General features: G+C 41.7%; 12 protein-coding genes and 1 CRISPR repeat array. Of the genes, 5 read left to right on the top strand and 7 right to left on the bottom strand.

Annotated features, from left to right (window positions below; genetic code table 11):
- Positions 1-5 precede the first annotated feature (5 nt).
- Positions 6-4,439 carry an AAA-like domain-containing protein gene (locus ACM5QX_RS08255; protein WP_414753121.1) on the bottom strand — a complete coding sequence of 1,478 codons (4,434 nt, stop codon included), beginning with the start codon at positions 4,437-4,439 and terminating at the stop codon, positions 6-8.
- A gap of 3 nt (positions 4,440-4,442) precedes the next feature.
- Complete coding sequence (locus tag ACM5QX_RS08250; RefSeq protein ID WP_414753120.1) at positions 4,443-6,068, bottom strand: AAA-like domain-containing protein; 1,626 nt, start codon at positions 6,066-6,068, stop codon at positions 4,443-4,445.
- 637 nt (positions 6,069-6,705) lie between these two features.
- Between ACM5QX_RS08250 and ACM5QX_RS08245 the strand changes: the two genes are divergently transcribed.
- Positions 6,706-6,951, top strand: coding sequence for a hypothetical protein (locus ACM5QX_RS08245; protein ID WP_104009992.1), 246 nt, complete (start codon positions 6,706-6,708; stop codon positions 6,949-6,951).
- A gap of 8 nt (positions 6,952-6,959) precedes the next feature.
- Positions 6,960-7,988, top strand: a complete 1,029-nt coding sequence (locus tag ACM5QX_RS08240; RefSeq protein ID WP_414753119.1) for a hypothetical protein — start codon at positions 6,960-6,962, stop codon at positions 7,986-7,988.
- Positions 7,989-8,040: 52 nt separating this feature from the next.
- Here ACM5QX_RS08240 and glpK read toward each other — a convergent pair whose 3' ends face one another.
- The 4 genes from glpK to ACM5QX_RS08220 form a co-directional block, all read right to left on the bottom strand.
- A complete protein-coding gene (gene glpK, locus ACM5QX_RS08235) occupies positions 8,041-9,543 on the bottom strand; it encodes a glycerol kinase GlpK (RefSeq protein ID WP_414753118.1) in 1,503 nt (500 codons plus the stop codon).
- Positions 9,544-9,700: 157 nt separating this feature from the next.
- A CRISPR array of direct repeats spans positions 9,701-10,694; the repeat unit is 35 nt; unit sequence GTTTCCATCCCCGTGAGGGGTAAGAGATTAAAAAC.
- Positions 10,695-11,136: 442 nt separating this feature from the next.
- Positions 11,137-11,505: a pentapeptide repeat-containing protein gene (locus ACM5QX_RS08230; RefSeq protein WP_011321476.1), complete on the bottom strand. Its 369-nt coding sequence runs from the start codon at positions 11,503-11,505 to the stop codon at positions 11,137-11,139.
- A complete protein-coding gene (locus ACM5QX_RS08225; protein ID WP_414753117.1) occupies positions 11,495-11,809 on the bottom strand; it encodes a hypothetical protein in 315 nt (104 codons plus the stop codon). The genes ACM5QX_RS08230 and ACM5QX_RS08225 overlap by 11 nt, the downstream gene beginning before the upstream one ends.
- Positions 11,810-11,986: 177 nt before the next feature.
- Complete coding sequence (locus ACM5QX_RS08220) at positions 11,987-12,556, bottom strand: hypothetical protein (protein WP_414753116.1); 570 nt, start codon at positions 12,554-12,556, stop codon at positions 11,987-11,989.
- Between the two features lie 329 nt (positions 12,557-12,885).
- On the opposite strand from ACM5QX_RS08220, the gene ACM5QX_RS08215 reads away from it, so the two are divergent.
- Positions 12,886-13,317 (top strand): hypothetical protein, encoded by a 432-nt coding sequence (locus tag ACM5QX_RS08215; protein ID WP_414753114.1) that lies wholly within the window; start codon positions 12,886-12,888, stop codon positions 13,315-13,317.
- Here the strand turns inward: ACM5QX_RS08215 and ACM5QX_RS08210 are convergent.
- Positions 13,307-13,909, bottom strand: coding sequence for a YdcF family protein (locus ACM5QX_RS08210; RefSeq protein WP_414753113.1), 603 nt, complete (start codon positions 13,907-13,909; stop codon positions 13,307-13,309). The genes ACM5QX_RS08215 and ACM5QX_RS08210 overlap by 11 nt on opposite strands.
- Before the next feature lie 491 nt (positions 13,910-14,400).
- Between ACM5QX_RS08210 and ACM5QX_RS08205 the strand changes: the two genes are divergently transcribed.
- Positions 14,401-14,556, top strand: a complete 156-nt coding sequence (locus ACM5QX_RS08205) for a hypothetical protein (RefSeq protein ID WP_011321481.1) — start codon at positions 14,401-14,403, stop codon at positions 14,554-14,556.
- Between the two features lie 111 nt (positions 14,557-14,667).
- Complete coding sequence (locus ACM5QX_RS08200; RefSeq protein ID WP_414753112.1) at positions 14,668-16,344, top strand: fasciclin domain-containing protein; 1,677 nt, start codon at positions 14,668-14,670, stop codon at positions 16,342-16,344.
- Positions 16,345-16,439: the final 95 nt, after the last annotated feature.

The following is a 16,439-nucleotide window of genomic DNA, read 5'->3' as shown; positions in this document are numbered from 1 at the left end:
AGAGCTTAGTGTTTCACGATACCGCACATTTGGCGATCGCTTTCAGTTACATTGGGATTTGTGGACAGATAGTCATGCAGCCAGTCGCAACCCTTTTTGAGTAGTTCGCTCAAGTTATCAATATGCCAGGTTCTTACTGTACCGTCATAACCTGATGTAACAATAGTTTGATCAACTGCTCTGAAGGCTATGCTACTGATTTTTCCCTGATGACCAGCAAACTCAGCTAATTGTTGTCCTGAACGACTCCACAGTTTGACCAATCCATCATCTCCCACTGTAGCAATACGTTGATTATCAATAAATATGACACTTCTCACCCATCCCTTGTGAGCTTTCCACTGACTCTGTTGAACACCGGATAAATCCCAAAGCCTAACTGTACCGTCCATTCCTCCTGTCAAAACCTGTTTTTGATCAGGACTAAAGTTAGCGCTGAATACTCCCCCCCGATGTCCCTTAAATTCAGCCAGCATCTTACCGGAAATATCTCTAAGTTGAACTGGGCTGTCCACAATACTATATCGATTAACTTGCAAAGTACCGGCAATAAGTATTTTCTGCCCATCTTGGCTAAAGTTCATGCTATAAACTCCAACATCTCTGTCTTTTGACGGAGATAATGGCCATTCTTTTATTGGCTGTTTTTGAGATTGATTCTGCCAATTCCAAATCTGCACTTTACTAAGTTCGGTATTACTGGCTTGTAATACTGTCGCTAAATAGCGATTATCATAACTAAAACTGACGTGATATGTATTGTTATACTGAACAATTGGCTTACCTGATAAATCCCAAATTATAACTTTACCTGGGATTGCTGTAGCAACATACTTTCCATCTGAACTAAAATTTATGTTGACAATCCCACCATAATTATTCGCTTTCCATCGACTTAATTCTTTTTTGGAGAGATCCCAAAACCTTACCATACCATTGAGTTCAGCAGTGGCTAGGATTTGTCCACTTGGATTAAAAGATACGCTGTTTACTATATTCTGATTTTCAAAAGAATCTCCTAATGGGAATCTGTCTGATGAAGTTTTAAAGATATGGGGAATCTTACTATTACTAGAAAGATTCCAGTTAGAAACTCGCCCAAGAACGCAGATTTTAGAGTTATCTGCCTGAATTCCCCAGTCACTACCAAAACCATAATCTTCCCCTTCTGGAGGGAAAGTCCAGATAGATTTTGGTTCTACAGGGTACTCCCCAAATGCTATTCCAGGTACATCTGGATGGTAGAGCTTAACCTTAATAATTCTGCTTGTTCGATTCTCAAATGATATTCTCCCAACTTGATTATCTTCAAAAAGCGAAGAAGAAACTCGCTCTGGATATAATCCAGGTGCATATAAAGAAAAACATTCATTACTACTTTCCCCTTCTATATTTTTCAAAAATGGTCTAGTAGAATAAAGCACATCTGGATTAAGTTGCTTTCCTGCTAAACTCCAAACTTTAGCATTACTATCTGTACCCGTTGTAGCCAGAAGTTTGTTATTTGGGCTGAATCTTACACTTAATACCCCTCCTTGATGTCCCTTAAATTCTATTAACTGCTTGCCTGATAGATGCCAAAGTCTCACCTTGCCATCATCACCTGCTGTGGCTAATAACTTTCCATCGGGGCTAAAACTTACATCTCTAACCCATCCTACGTGACCTTTAAATTCTGCAAGTTGTTCACCTGATAGTTTCCAAAGTCTTGCCTTACTATCATCACCTGCGGTAGCTAATAATCTTCCATCGGGACTAAAGCTTATACTACGAAAGCTACCATTGGGACTTTTAAATTCAGATAGCTTTTGTCCTGCTAAATTCCAAAGTTTAGCTATCCTATCCTTTCCTGCCGTAGCGATATATTGACCATCTGAACTAATACTTAGACTATAAATTGCACCCTGTTCTGCCATCCAATTCTTTATCTTTTGCTTTTCTTGCAAACTCCACAAATTAATATCACCATCTTCACCTCCAGTCACAATGAATTTACTATCTGGACTAAAAGCAATATCACGAATAACATTTTGATGTTTATATTCAGATAACATCTCTCCTAATAGATTCCAAATCCGAACCATTCCATCATCTGATGCTGTGGCAATGAGTTTACTATCTGGACTAAAGTTTACACTTAAAATACTGCCCCAGTGAGCCTTAAATTCGATTTGCTGTTTTCCTAAATAATCCCAAATCCGGACTGTACCATCCGAACCAGAAGTGACTATAAGCCTTCCATTTGGACTAAAGCGGATTCCCCTAACCCAACCCTGATGTCCTGTAAGTTGGTTTACCTCAAAAATTTTGTCGAGTATTTTTTGTAATGCAAATAGGGGGCTAAACGCTGGGTAATTTTCTAAAGAGGTACCATTTTTAACTAAATTTTCTAGATTTCTCGCACTTCTTATGGACTTTATTAAAGAGTTCAACTCTTCAGAATCAAACTGTTGCATTGCAACAATTCCTGACTGCTCTAGTGCATTACCTTGCAGTGCAAGTCTCGTATTGTCTTGAGCTTCCCTAGCTTCTTTTTCAGCTTTTTCGCGCAGTTGAATTGCTTGTGCCACCTTAGCTTCAGCATCAGCTACTTTTGCCTGTGCTGCTGCCACCTTTTCTTGCGACTGTCGGTCTACATTTTTAAGCTCTGCCTTCGCTGCTGCCAAATCTTTTTTAGCTTGCTCAACTTTCCGATTTGCTTCCTTCTGCTTTACTTGTGCCTCAATCAGACTTTTTGCTGCTGTTTCTTTATCAATCTTTGCTTGTTTAGTTATTTTCCCTAAATTCTCAAGAGCTAGTCGAACATCATCATCTGCTTTTTTCGTTCGATTTTTTGCTTCTTCCTTTGTATTGGCAACCTGAATATTTGCCTCTTTCACCCTCTGATTGGCCTTGTCCGTTAATTCTTCTGCTTCTTTTTGTGTATTGGCAACCTTAACATTTGCATCATTAACAGATATTCCTGCCCAGACACTCGCCACCCCTGCAACTACTAGTGTCCCTGCCAAAATTATCGAACCAACTCTCACTTTCCGCTTCGCTGTCTGCTCCGCCTCCGTAAGGATTTGATTTGCCTGTTCTGCTGTCTCCCGCGCTAGACGTTCCGCTTCTAGTTTGCGGTCAATGTCTTGCTTTTCTACCTCGCGGCTTTCCCGTAAAAATCTGTCATCTTCATCACTGAGGCGTTTACCCTTTGCCCAGGCTTCGGCATCTTCTAGCGCCTGTCCCCGCAGTAGAAATGACTGTTTTTGCTCATCGGATTCTTGCCAGGCTTTCATGGCTTCCGCATAAAAAGACGGACGCAAATCCGCCAATGCCCGATCTACCCATTGCTGGTTAAATACCGCCGCATAAATGGGATTGTAAACATTGAGTTTGCCGTCCCGTTTGACTACCAAGCCGGTTAAACGCAGTTGCATTTGCTCATAACTTTCATCGGCAGCAATGCCTTCTTGATCTAAAACCTGCTGATATAGCCCCAACAAACGCCCTCGCCCTTGTTCATCACTTTGCAAAATTCTGTCACGAATGGTCTTTAGGTGTGGTGGTACATCTTGGGTTTCCCAGTTGTCGATCACTTTGGCACAGACAACTTGCTCTACCAATTCCTGGGGTGACAAGGATGAATTGACCTGCTGGACAACCAAATTCAACACCTTCTGGGTCAAAAATGGTTGTCCTCCTGTCCATGTCAATACAGACTGCATTACTGCCTGGGGATCACTGACCTTACCAATTAAACCTTGCTGTAGCGGTTCTGTCTCAGCTAGTTGAAACCCGCTCATCTCTACTGCATGACCGATATTAAAGGAAGAACTCCGCCTACTGCGAATGAGGTCAGAAGGTGTTGCTACTCCCAAGAATGCAAAGGTCAGGCGGGTATAATCCGGCTTTTCTGCCCGCCTTTCATATAAGGAACGAATCAGAATGAAAAATCCATCGGTATCAAATTTGAGACTGAGGAGGTTATCAACCTCTTCCACAAAAATAGTGATATTTTGGGTAGTTTGGGGTAGCAAAATCTGGTCGATAAACTCATAAAAACGCTCAACTACAGAAATCGATTGCCCATCCAGTTGTTTCCACCACCCAGGGAAATCTATTTTATCTTGTAGTTGGAGGTCACCAATTAGCCGCTTGATAGTCCCTGCATACCATTGATCCTCGCGCAAAGTCGTACCCCGCGTTTGCGGATCGATGACAGCACAGACAACCCCATCCTGCTGTAATTTCTGCATTGCCCGTACTCGCAAACTCGATTTACCCATTTGCCGCGAGTTAAACACGAAACAATACTCACCCGCCTTTAAACGTTCATACAGTTCCCGATCTGCCTGTCGCTCTACATAGGCAGGGTTATCGATGGGCAAACTGCCGCCCACTTGGTAGCTAAATTGAGTGCTATGATTTGCGGGTTGAGGTTCGGGTGAGGTAGTCATCCGCTAAACTCCTAAGCGATCGCGAAAATATTGACGATACAATTGGCATCGGGGCTGGACGTTATTCTCAACCCGCACGACCAAACCCATGCTATCCAACTTAAAGGCTTCCTCAGAACGCAGACGCACGGGAAACTCAGATGTGACAACGGTTTTCATCGCTGCTCCTAATGTGGGATAGTCTTCTAGCGACTTGAGATGTCCCAGCAGATAGTCGCTGTAAATGCCGGCTTCCGTTGGTGCAGTCCTCAGAAACTCCTCTAAAGTTAAATCGCCTGCTGCTATGTGATACAGTGCCGATCGCACTAAATAAGGATGCCCACCAATCAGATCCATAAACTGCTTGACAAATTGCCCAGACCAATCGAGTCCGTGCAACCTGATTAACTCCTGCACCTGGGCTGTGGTAAATTCTCCTAACTCAATTGGCAAACCCACATTGAACGGTGATTGGTTAATATCTTTTTGCAAGTATGGTTCTTGGGAGTAGACAATCACGAAGCGAAGTTTACCCCATAGTTGATTACTGCGCGATCGCTCGTGCCAACCGCGTAACAAACCACAAAAATCTGTCTCAATATCAGGATATTTAAACACGCGATCGAAATTGTCGATTGCTACTACCAAGGGTGGTTCTGTATCATCTAACAAATATTTCTCGAAGTAATCAGTACTATTATCATTCGCGCCAAAAATATCATCCCAATATTCCTCAATCTTGATTCTCACCCCTAGCGGTTTGCCCACAGAAGCGCAAAACCACTGCATATATTTATCTAGATCATTAAAGAATTTCTGGTTTACCTGCTCCAGATTCAATGTCACTGTGCGATACCCCAACTGAGCAGCATAGCCAAGGACTCGCACCATCAGCGAAGATTTGCCCATATTGTGGGGTGATTTAATCCGAATCAATGAGCCTGGCTTCTTGACCTCTGCATAACAGCGTTCCTCATAGGAAGAATGAACATAAAACCGGGAATCAATTCTCACTTGCCCATCAGGAGATTCTAAACTGACGCTGCTGCTGGCGATTGTTTGTGTGGTTACCCGATCCGCTCGCCTCAACAATACAGGGGTCAGATCCTCCGGAATCCCATCTAAGGCGATCGCATTCACTCCCGACGCAAAAGCATCCTCAATGGAGCGATTGTCCCAAATCGCCCTGTAAAAACCCTGAGCAAACTGCCGTGCGGCTTCATCCCCAATCGCCTGATTCATTCCTACCACATAGGGAATATACTGGGCGATCGCCTCAGCCTGTACTGATGCGTAGCAAGCATTTAGTACCACACAGTTAACTTCACCCGCAAACAGTTGAAAGAACTTCGCCAAAGCATCAGTACTGACTGGCTGTTCCGCCCCGTTTTCGTCCTCAAAAGCTAATCCATACTCGCCGCCTCCATGCCCCGAAAAATGGACGATCTGCGGCTTGAGATTGTACATATACTGCTGTAAATCATCAGGACGTACAGCACCTCTAGACTCAATCACAAAGCGATCGCGATTGACGGATAGCTGTAGTGTGGTGCGAATTTCTTCTACTTCCTTATCCAGACGTAGCCGTACTGTATTTTGAGGGTTTGCCGCTAAAAATAGGATCTTCTTGACATCGTTCACAATTTGCATTCAAATCAGAGAATTAATCTAAGATTATGCCTCTCCTGTTGTAAATAGAGCAACTATAATTGTTTGACATCAAGATTTCTACACAAAAGTGCAGAAAGTAAAAGGATTATTGTTATCTTTTGCGCTGGGTCGATAAATTTAGTCTGACATCCCCTTTGGGTTGGAAAAAATTTCACTTATTAACATTGCCAGAGAGTGCATCTCTAAATTTTGTTTAATTTTTGTATTTTCTAAGTTATATAGGACTAGTATTTGATTTCTGAAATATACGTAGGTGGGCAATGCTGCCCGTATCATGGTTTTATTGGCATTGGCCAGCCTACAGAGACCCATATTTTTCAGCGCCAGCACAAGTGATGGAACAAAAATCAAATCCGATTCATATATGTCCCGAATTTATTCAAAAATCATATAAAAGTCAGATATATAGTGGCAAATATTACCTAGTTGTTGATAATGGGCTATATGCTAATAAGACAAGCAATTAATGTTTCTCGTGTGTTCTGTGCCAAGTTGGCATTTAGTGTTTTTCCTAAAATTGCTAATTTGAATAAAACAGACAACTAAACACACACTGATCCTAGTTTATTTGCTTGAATAGCTATATTGAGAGACTTGTAATTCCATACTCTTGATTATGACCAGTAAGTTAATTGATGTTAGAGAATATACTGTTAGGGCGCATAAGCGGCTAATTCACACTCGCGTTTTTAACTTTGTCTGTAAGGAGTGTAATGAGGCGACAAAACGTGAGACTTTTGGTCCTCGTCCTTTATATTGCGAGAGATGTCGTCCACCACAAGCACCGAAAAAATCCCAGCAGCAGACTCGCAAAGCCAAGCCTCGTCCAACTATTTACAAAAGTGACACCGATTTGGGTTGATTTGAAGCATGATAAATCCTCAATTGCAATTAGAGCCTCCTCCTCAAGATTTCGTCTCTCCACTGTTGGAATTACGAGACTATTATGCTCGTCTTGTAGAAGAGTACGAAACCTTATTTACACAAGCGCGATCGCAGCTGGATCATGTAGAAGCGTTATTATCTACTTGGTCTCCTAGTGCGGAAAAGAAAGAGCAAATATCCATCAGTGGTATCTCTCCAGACGTTTCCACCTCTTTCCCCAAAAAATCTCTACCATCTGCAACTAATGAGATTTCTCGCACTGAGGTTAACTTGGTGGAGTCTCAGGAACTTGAGTCCCAAAACTCAGAAAGCTTGGAAATAGAGAGTTTTGTGACTACAGATGAAGATAACAACGAGTCTCCAGAACCAAGTTCTTCAACAACGATAGAAATTACTCCAGAAACCATTAAGGGAACTGATATCCCGATGTTACCTGAGTATCAATCTCTCACTCGTATGGAAGCGATTAAAAAGCTACTAGAAGAACATCTTGGCGCAGTATGTCATATAGATTTCATTGTGCGATCGCTTTATGGAGAGTTGGAGTCTTATATTTTTAGAGTAGTCAAAGGTAGAGTCCAGTCATCTCTAACACAAGGTAGAGAAAGACAAGCTTGGTTTGGCATCCCTGACGAACCCGGATGTTACACTCTGGATTTAGGCTTGGTAACTTCCAACCGTACTCATACTTACGCCCAAAATGGCAGAAGTAAGAAGAAGAAACCTGTCATCATCCCGAAGACAAAAGTCATCCCCATGTTAGAACCCTTTGAAGGCCAGTTTTTAATTGATGCTCTGAGTGTTTTCTTCAAACAAAATCCAGGTAAAGTTTTTAGCGTGGCTGAAGTCATTTCTGGACTTTATGGAGAACTAGATGAAGAAGACACCAGAGAAGTTAAAGGCAAAGTCTTGAATGAACTCTCACGAGGTTATCGTACGGGACGATTTGCTAGATTACCTAATAAAGTTGGTTTTTATACCTTGGATTTAAAGTTGGCGGCTAAGTCGGGGTAATTGGTAATGGGGAGTGTAAATAGTCCTACTCAACCCTTACACCCCTATATACCTACACCCAATCAAGACTCCGTTTAACTGCCTTTTGCCATGTCGCAAAGTTGTATATGGCGTTTTGGCTTCCTTCTCCTGGTTCAAAAATGCGGTCTATCTGGCGTTGGTTAACTAATGCTGTGTAACTATCCCAAAATCCCACAGCTAAACCTGCGGCGAAGGCTGCACCTTGTACCGTTGTGTCGCGCATGGTGGGACGTTCTACGGGAATACCTAAAACATCCGCTTGGAACTGCATGAGGAAATTATTCTCGCAAGCACCACCATCGACAATTAGGCGCTGCATGGGACTACTACAAGAGGCGTTGATGGCCTGTACTACTTCTAACACTTGATAGGCGATCGCTTCTAATACAGCCCTGACTAAATGCTGTGGTTGGACGCTGGCGGTAATGCCAAAAAAAGCTCCTCTGGCGTTCATATCCCAGTAGGGCGCGCCTAGCCCACTGAAAGCGGGGACAAAGTACACCCCACCGTTATCGGCTACTTGATTAGCCATTGTTTCAGTTTCCGCAGCCGTCCTAATTAACTTGATGCCGTCACGCAACCATTGAATACAAGCACCACTAGTAAACATACTGCCTTCTAGAGCATAACCAATATTGATATTTTCCTGGGAATTATATTGTGTCCAGGCGATTGTAGAAATTAATTGATGTTGAGAACGAACAATATTAGAACCAGTGTGAGCCACCAAAAAGCTACCAGTGCCATAAGTACATTTCATTAAACCAGGGCGATCGCAACCGTGACCAAACAAAGCTGCTTGCTGATCGCCTAAAATGGCTGTGATGGGGATAGCTACATCGAATAAGCTGGTATCTGTCAGACCAAATTTTCCTAAGCTAGGTTGAATTTGCGGCAAAATATGGGCAGGAATTTGCAAAATCTCTAATAATTGCTCATCCCACTCACAGGTTTTCAGATTCATCAACATGGTGCGGCTAGCATTGCTGTGGTCGGTGGCGTGGACTTTCCCACCTGTTAATTTCCACAGTATCCAGGTATCAATTGTACCTGCCAAAACATTTTTCAAATCAACCCCTGTGATGTAATCTAATAACCATCGCAGTTTAGTGGCGGAGAAATAAGCATCAACCACTAAACCAGTGCGACTGTAAATTTCCTGAGCATAGCCTTTTTCTTGTAACTGATGACACAGGGGAGCCGTGCGGCGGTCTTGCCAAACAATGGCTTTATGTAATGGTTTCCCTGTCGTTTTGTCCCACAGTAGGCAAGTTTCCCGTTGTACAGTCAAACCTATAGCAGCAATTTCACTAGGAGATATTTGAGCATTGGCGATGGCTGTTTTCATCACCCAGCAGGTATCTTGCCAGATTTCTTCCGCGTCATGCTCTAACCATCCTGGTTGGGGGTAATGTTGTGTTAGTTCCTTATATGCTTGAGCAACTATTTTACCTGCATTATTAAAGATAAATGCCCGGTTCCCAGTTGTCCCCAAGTCCAACGCTAGGATATAGCCGGAAGATGATATCTGCATAGGCTTTAATTAAAAGGCGATCGCTCTACCTATCCTACAAATATTTGTGTCTCTCTACACATTGGGATAGTTTAAGCGATCGTCTTTCTGTTTCATCCCCGTGAGGGGAAGTGATTAAAAACCACAGTCAGATTATCTAAACAGCATCGCATTTATTGTTTCCATCCCCGTGAGGGGTAAGAGATTAAAAACTTTATGGCACAAGGGGGGATAGAATTTACTTTCCCAGAGTTTCCATCCCCGTGAGGGGTAAGAGATTAAAAACTCATTCCTTTCAATAAGGATATGACCGATGATGCTGATTGTTTCCATCCCCGTGAGGGGTAAGAGATTAAAAACTTAATAAAGAACAAGAAAAAGTTGGAGAACTTCAAAGTTTCCATCCCCGTGAGGGGTAAGAGATTAAAAACTCCTTAATAATAGATGATGTGTGGCATCTGCATATGTTGTTTCCATCCCCGTGAGGGGTAAGAGATTAAAAACCGTTCCCATTTGGGGAGAGGGAAGGATTGAAACTTACCAGTTTCCATCCCCGTGAGGGGTAAGAGATTAAAAACTGTATGCAGCTCTGGCACAATTGCTGAAGGCATAAGACACTGGTTTCCATCCCCGTGAGGGGTAAGAGATTAAAAACCGATATGAGAGGATTGAATGGAACTGAGGAATTTGGGTTTCCATCCCCGTGAGGGGTAAGAGATTAAAAGCTATTAGTAGTTGCTTGGGCGCTTCTTTGCTCGATCGTCCTGTTTCCATCCCCGTGAGGGGTAAGAGATTAAAAACTTCCTATGAGGTGCAGGTAATGCCCTCTTGGGATACTCCACGTTTCCATCCCCGTGAGGGGTAAGAGATTAAAAACTTGCCAATTTTCTATCTCTGAATTATATCCTGATGCACGGTTTCCATCCCCGTGAGGGGTAAGAGATTAAAAACATTTTAGGAATATAGCAATGAGCTACAAATTTTTTGTATTGTTTCCATCCCCGTGAGGGGTAAGAGATTAAAAACCCGCAACATGAGCAAGCCTGTGTTTCAAAGAAACCCAAAGTTTCCATCCCCGTGAGGGGTAAGAGATTAAAAACATTGTCATTTTTGCAAAAAAATGGTGACGATTGGCTGGTTTCCATCCCCGTGAGGGGTAAGAGATTAAAAACCCTACACTTACAGAAAGCTTACCAAATAAGACTTACAGAACTGTAAAACTGAGGGGGGTATATTTCACTTCTCAATAGAGCTAACTTATTGACAATAACTACATCATCAAGGTGACTCAAACCCTTATAGAGTAAGCTGTCTGAGGGGGTCAACGAGATAATGAGCTTTTCAGGCTTTAGGCGACCCCCTCAGGTTACATTTCTTAATAAAATAACTTGAGGAAACTAACCATTCGGTTACAAGTTAAGAATATAGCGGTTTGCAGTTGAGTCTAATACAGACTTAACCCCCAGAGTAAGCCTTAAAGCCTGTCTCCTTGTAGGATAGAGGTCAAAACGTATTGCAGACAAACGAGAAACGCTATATGTACTTATTTAATTTTCAAGGTGCAGATGTTGGTATAGAGATTACCATAGCAAACTCCAAAAGGCAAAGTTTTTGCTAAAACTGCCGCATATTTCTACTTACCGGGTCAAAACCTCTAGAAAATTTCGTAGTTTCGTCATAATAAGCGCCAGTTAAATCTGCTCCATACAACTTAGTCAAGTTGAGTTTAGCTCCCCGCAGATTTGCTTGATTCAGCTTCACGCCGCACAAATTAGCTCTAGTCAAATTAGCATTGGCTAAGTTGGCTTGACTCAAATCGGCTCCCCAGAGTTTAGCCTTCGCTAGGTTAGCGCCACTCAAGTCTGCTCCCCATAAATTTATCCCAGGTAAGTAGACTCCAATCAGCTTGGCTCTAATTAGGTTTGCGGCGGGAAAATATCTTTCCCCGGCTGCATAACGGCGTTTGATTGCTTCAGCATCCATGAATTGTATTTACCTTCTTGAGTAAGAAAGAAGTTATCTGTTCCCATTCCTGATTTAACTCCCCAACAAACTCTGGCTGACTGCTGCGTTGATACCAATAATGAGCGTTATTTAAATCGCCTTCTTTGCGATGTAAGTACCCATGCACCCAAGCACTATCAACATCACTGGCGTTTTGTACAATCTCATGAGCTTGATTCCAATCACCTTGTTTGTCATACCACAGAGCTTGCAGCGCCTTCGGTAGGGTTTGAGGACATGAGCGCTGTTTTTCCATCAATCGCAGAAATTCTTCTGTATTCATAATCGCCACTCAGCAATTATCAGACCTCTACTTCCAAGATACCCTGTAGATTGCTAGTGTGGAGAGATGAAGAGAACACCAAAAAATAATAATTCAAGATTCAAAATTAAATTTGTTAAGGTGGGCATTGCCCACCCTACGGGTAACTACAAGTAATCTTTCCCTATTACCCATTACCTAAATCTTACCTAGTCGCTCCCTACCTTTAACTTCCCGATTTCCTTTGGGAACAATTTCAAACTCAAAATTACCAACGAGATGGTCATCAACATAGACATATATTATATGTTTACCAGGCGGATCACCTGGTGCGATCGTCCAAAAGTTTTCAATCACTCCATCCTTTGGTAACTGGGTGCGTTTGGTGACAGCTTCTGTACCATCTGCTGATAATGTAAAATTTTCACCGTTATCTGTAGCCCAAGTTTCTGGGGGTTTTGGTAGGCGCAGAACTTCGCGCCATGTCACCTGACCTTTAACGTCTCGAATTTGAATTCGCCAACCGTATTTACTACCCTCCTCTAGGGGAACTCTAATTGTCGGGGTGAAGTTAAATTTCCCTTCAGTGTCACGAACTATTACACCAAACTCAGCTTTACTGATATTTATCGGTTGAGTTTTGTTTGGCTGCAACTGAGGGGTTGACTGAGAAAGTGTCATAGCATTGTTGGCTAAGGCTGAGGTATGAATAAACCCAGTCGTCAGCAAAGAAGAAGTTAGTACAACTGTCGCAGCCAAAATTCTCATTCTTATCAATTTTTTGGTCAGTTACTAGTACATATTCAACTACTTTTTGTGCATCTCCGGTAGAGGTGATGCGGGAATTTTTTCGGTAACACATTTATCAGCAAGGTAGTCAAACTTAATAGATATTAATTGTTGTACTTAATTTGTGTTGAAAAGAGTATTTTAATTGTAGCGATCGCTACTCTATACATTTTGGGTTTTATCTCTTTAAACTCATTACCTGTGACCAGAAATTTTTCCCTAAAACTATAATTATTGAGTATGATTTAATTTCCTGTTGCCGGAAAATTATAAGTTTGATTGAAAATTCATCATTGAGTCATGTTATTATGAGAAAATTTTCCATCGTTGCAATGATTGTAGTGAGTGTGATGAGCTACGTTCCATCAGAGGTGATGGGCGAAATCCCACCAGCGATCGCACTACCCCAAAGTGGTAATATTAACCAGGAGACTTTGCCAGAAACTATCATTGAACGCCATGAGGCTGCGGCTCTAACAACAGAACCTGTGACAATTAATAGTCAGTGGAATAGTGTCACAACACAACCTCAAAATCTTCAAGGAACTTCTATTCCCCTAGAACAGAAAAAAGGGTGTGAAAGTCTCAGTCCCCTTGATTTACTCAACAATCCAGACGCTCTTTTTAAAGAATGTGTCAACCCCGCAGATAACCGAACACCACAACGTGTTGAGCCAGTGGAGTATTTAAAAGTCCCTGGACTTGATTCTGGTGTGAAGGTAAATGTTACTAAATTTTAAATACAAGGTAAATAAAATAAAAATAAGTTTCTCGTATTAGAAATTCCATTTGGCTGTTAAAACTGCGATAGCGAGTGCTAGGTGTAGGCGAAGGATAAGCATCAATCCCCAAATTTCTTGCCATTAACACGGCTCGTTTTAGGTGCAATGGATCACTAATAATCAAAAATTTAGTGAATTTTTCATTAGTATCTACCACTTCTATCGCATTTTTAAGATTTTGGTAAGTTGTCCGAGACTGAGTTTCTATTAAGATATCGGTTGCTTTCACTCCTCTGGCTGTGGCGTAATGTTTTCCAACAACAGCCTCAGCAGGTTCGTTAATTTCACCCACTCCACCAGTAAAGATAATCTTACTAATAGCTCCATTTTTATATAAATTAATGGCATGGTTAATTCGTTCTCGAAAGACGGGTGATGGTTCTTCACCCCAAACTGCTGCGCCTAGAACTATTGCTGCATCTGCTTTTTGGTAACTATTATTTCCATATAAATAAATACTAATTGCTGTAGATGAAATAGCAAATAATAGTGCAGATATAATAGTAATTAATATCCAAAAAAGCCATTTTTTAGGAACATTATTGAGCATAAAATTGGTGATATCAAGGGTTGAGCATAAGCAACGCACCATCCAAGATTTTCGGTGCGTTGGGACTAACGTCCATAACGCACCCTACTGGACTGACCAGCCTAATCCATCATTTTAGCCTTGTCACGCCACTACCTTTTTCCTTAACTGAACCGTATTAGCACATATAGCTTTCTCTATGTCCCGCAAGTATGGGACATTTTTTGGTGGTTGGAAGTTCCTTACACCTGACTTTTGAAGTCAGACATAATTATTCTTTCCATAATAATATTTGTTTGGATGTACTTACTTTGGACATCTCGGAATTGCTCAAGAGCCTACAACTATCTAAAGTATGAGAAAATATCTGGAAAATATGACCTTTAGCTAGTTATTAAAACGGGTTAACATCTGTAACAATTCTCTTTATAAGACTAATAACCTTTGCAGTTCTAATATTACTAGATGTTGATCATGAATGGACACTTTCGACTCCAGCCCCTTCAATAATCATGGGCATAGCATCTCCTAGCTACATATTTTTCTATCTAATAACTCTCTACCTTACACATAATGTTGTGGGTTTTAGTTTAGAAGATGAAACCTATTTTGTTAGCGAAATTGATGCTGGCGAGAAGAAATATATTCATAACTTTGGTGTTTTCTGAACCAAAAATAATGTCTAGGCTTTTCATTGAATCAACCATAAAAGCAGTTGTCTCCCATAGTCAATTGATGTCTTTGTGTAATTTATTTACTTAATTTTGGAGGGATTTTTCATGTTTAGTTCGGTTCGACGGTCACTAGCCTACACAACTTTGCTGGCTTTGGGGATGACAGCTATAACAATAAATCCCTTAATAGTTTCTAAACCAGCTTCAGCACAAACACCTGTCCCTACAGAAACTCCGTCTACTACAAGTGCCAACTTTTCTGATGTCAGTTCAGATTACTGGGCGCAACCATTTATTCAAGCTTTAGCGCAAAGAAATATCATTGCTGGTTTTCCCGATGGTACTTTTAGACCAAACCAGGCAGTAAGTCGCGCTGAGTTTGCCACATTAATTCAGAAAGCTTTTAATCAACAACCAGTCCGACAATTAAGTGCATCTGGATTTACAGATGTACCTGCGAATTTCTGGGCATCGCAAGCAATTCGGGAAGCTTACGAAACGGGATTTCTCTCCGGCTATCCAGGGAATGTGTTTCGCCCCAATCAACAGATTCCTAGAGTACAGGCGATCGTTGCTTTAAGCAGTGGTTTAAACTTAACTACAACTGATAGTGCGTCAAATATTCTCAGCAATAACTATGCAGATGCTTCGGCAATTCCTGACTATGCTGTCAACGGCGTAGCCGCAGCAACACAAAGCAACATAGTTGTTAACTACCCAAATGTAAGAGAACTGAATCCCTCAACATCTCTTACCCGTGGGGAAGCTGCCGCAATTTTGTATCAAGCTTTAGTTCGACAAGGACAAGTACAACCTCTGCCTAGCAATGTTGCAGCTGCTAACTACGTAGTGGGTGGGACTGGTACAACAGGAGGTACACAAGGTGCTAATAATATTGTTGCTTTGGCAGCATCAAGTAACTCTTTTAGTACCTTAACTTCTTTATTGAGAACCGCAGGTTTAACAGATATTCTAGAGCAACCAGGGCCTTACACAGTCTTTGCTCCCACCAATGAAGCATTTGCAGCGTTACCTGCGGGTACTTTAGAACAACTACAACAACCACAGAACAGAGAGTTGTTGGTAAGAATTTTGCGCTATCATGTGGTTCCTGGTCAATTAACTGCTAACCAACTCTCTTCTGGACAGCTGACAACTGCTAGCGATGCACCAGTCAATGTGAGAGTTGACACAGCCAATAATCAAATTGCCGTTAATGAGGCTAGAGTTGTTCAAGCAAATATTCAAGCTAGCAATGGTGTTATCCATGCTATTAACGAAGTCCTGATTCCACCTAATTTAACTGGTCAGCAGCCACAAGAAGGAACCCCTCAAGCCCAAAATCCGGGTGCTGTCACTCCAGGTAGAGCTACCCGTGGCGGTTCTAGTTATATAGGGGTTGCTGGTAACATTGGTTTAGGTGGTGATACAGCTCTCAGCGATAGCAACTTTGCAGTTATCAGTAAAGTTGGTTTGACACGTAATCTATCAGTCCGACCATCGGCTGTGTTTGGTAACGATACTGTATTTCTAGTGCCGTTGACCTTAGATTTCACCCCCCGCGCAGTAGAACCTGGTGTTGTGCAGCCATTCGCCGTATCACCTTATGTTGGTGCTGGTGTAGCAATTGAAGCTAGTGGCGATACTGATATTGGTTTACTGTTAACTGGTGGTGTTGATATTCCTTTAGGACAGAGATTTACCATTAATGGTGCTGTTAATGCAGCTTTTGTAGATGAAACTGATGTTGGTTTGCTATTAGGTATTGGCTACAATTTCTAGTTGAATAACAGAGAATAATAGCAAAGCCAGAACCCCGACTTCTTCAAGAAGTCGGGGTTCTCAAAGTAATTAAAAATAATTTCTGAATATATTAG

This window comes from Anabaena sp. CCY 9910 (genome assembly GCF_963920875.1).
Classification (GTDB): Bacteria; Cyanobacteriota; Cyanobacteriia; order Cyanobacteriales; family Nostocaceae; genus Trichormus; species Trichormus variabilis.
The sequence above is the reverse complement of the archived record's forward strand: the minus strand, read 5'-3'. Positions and strand labels throughout refer to the sequence as shown.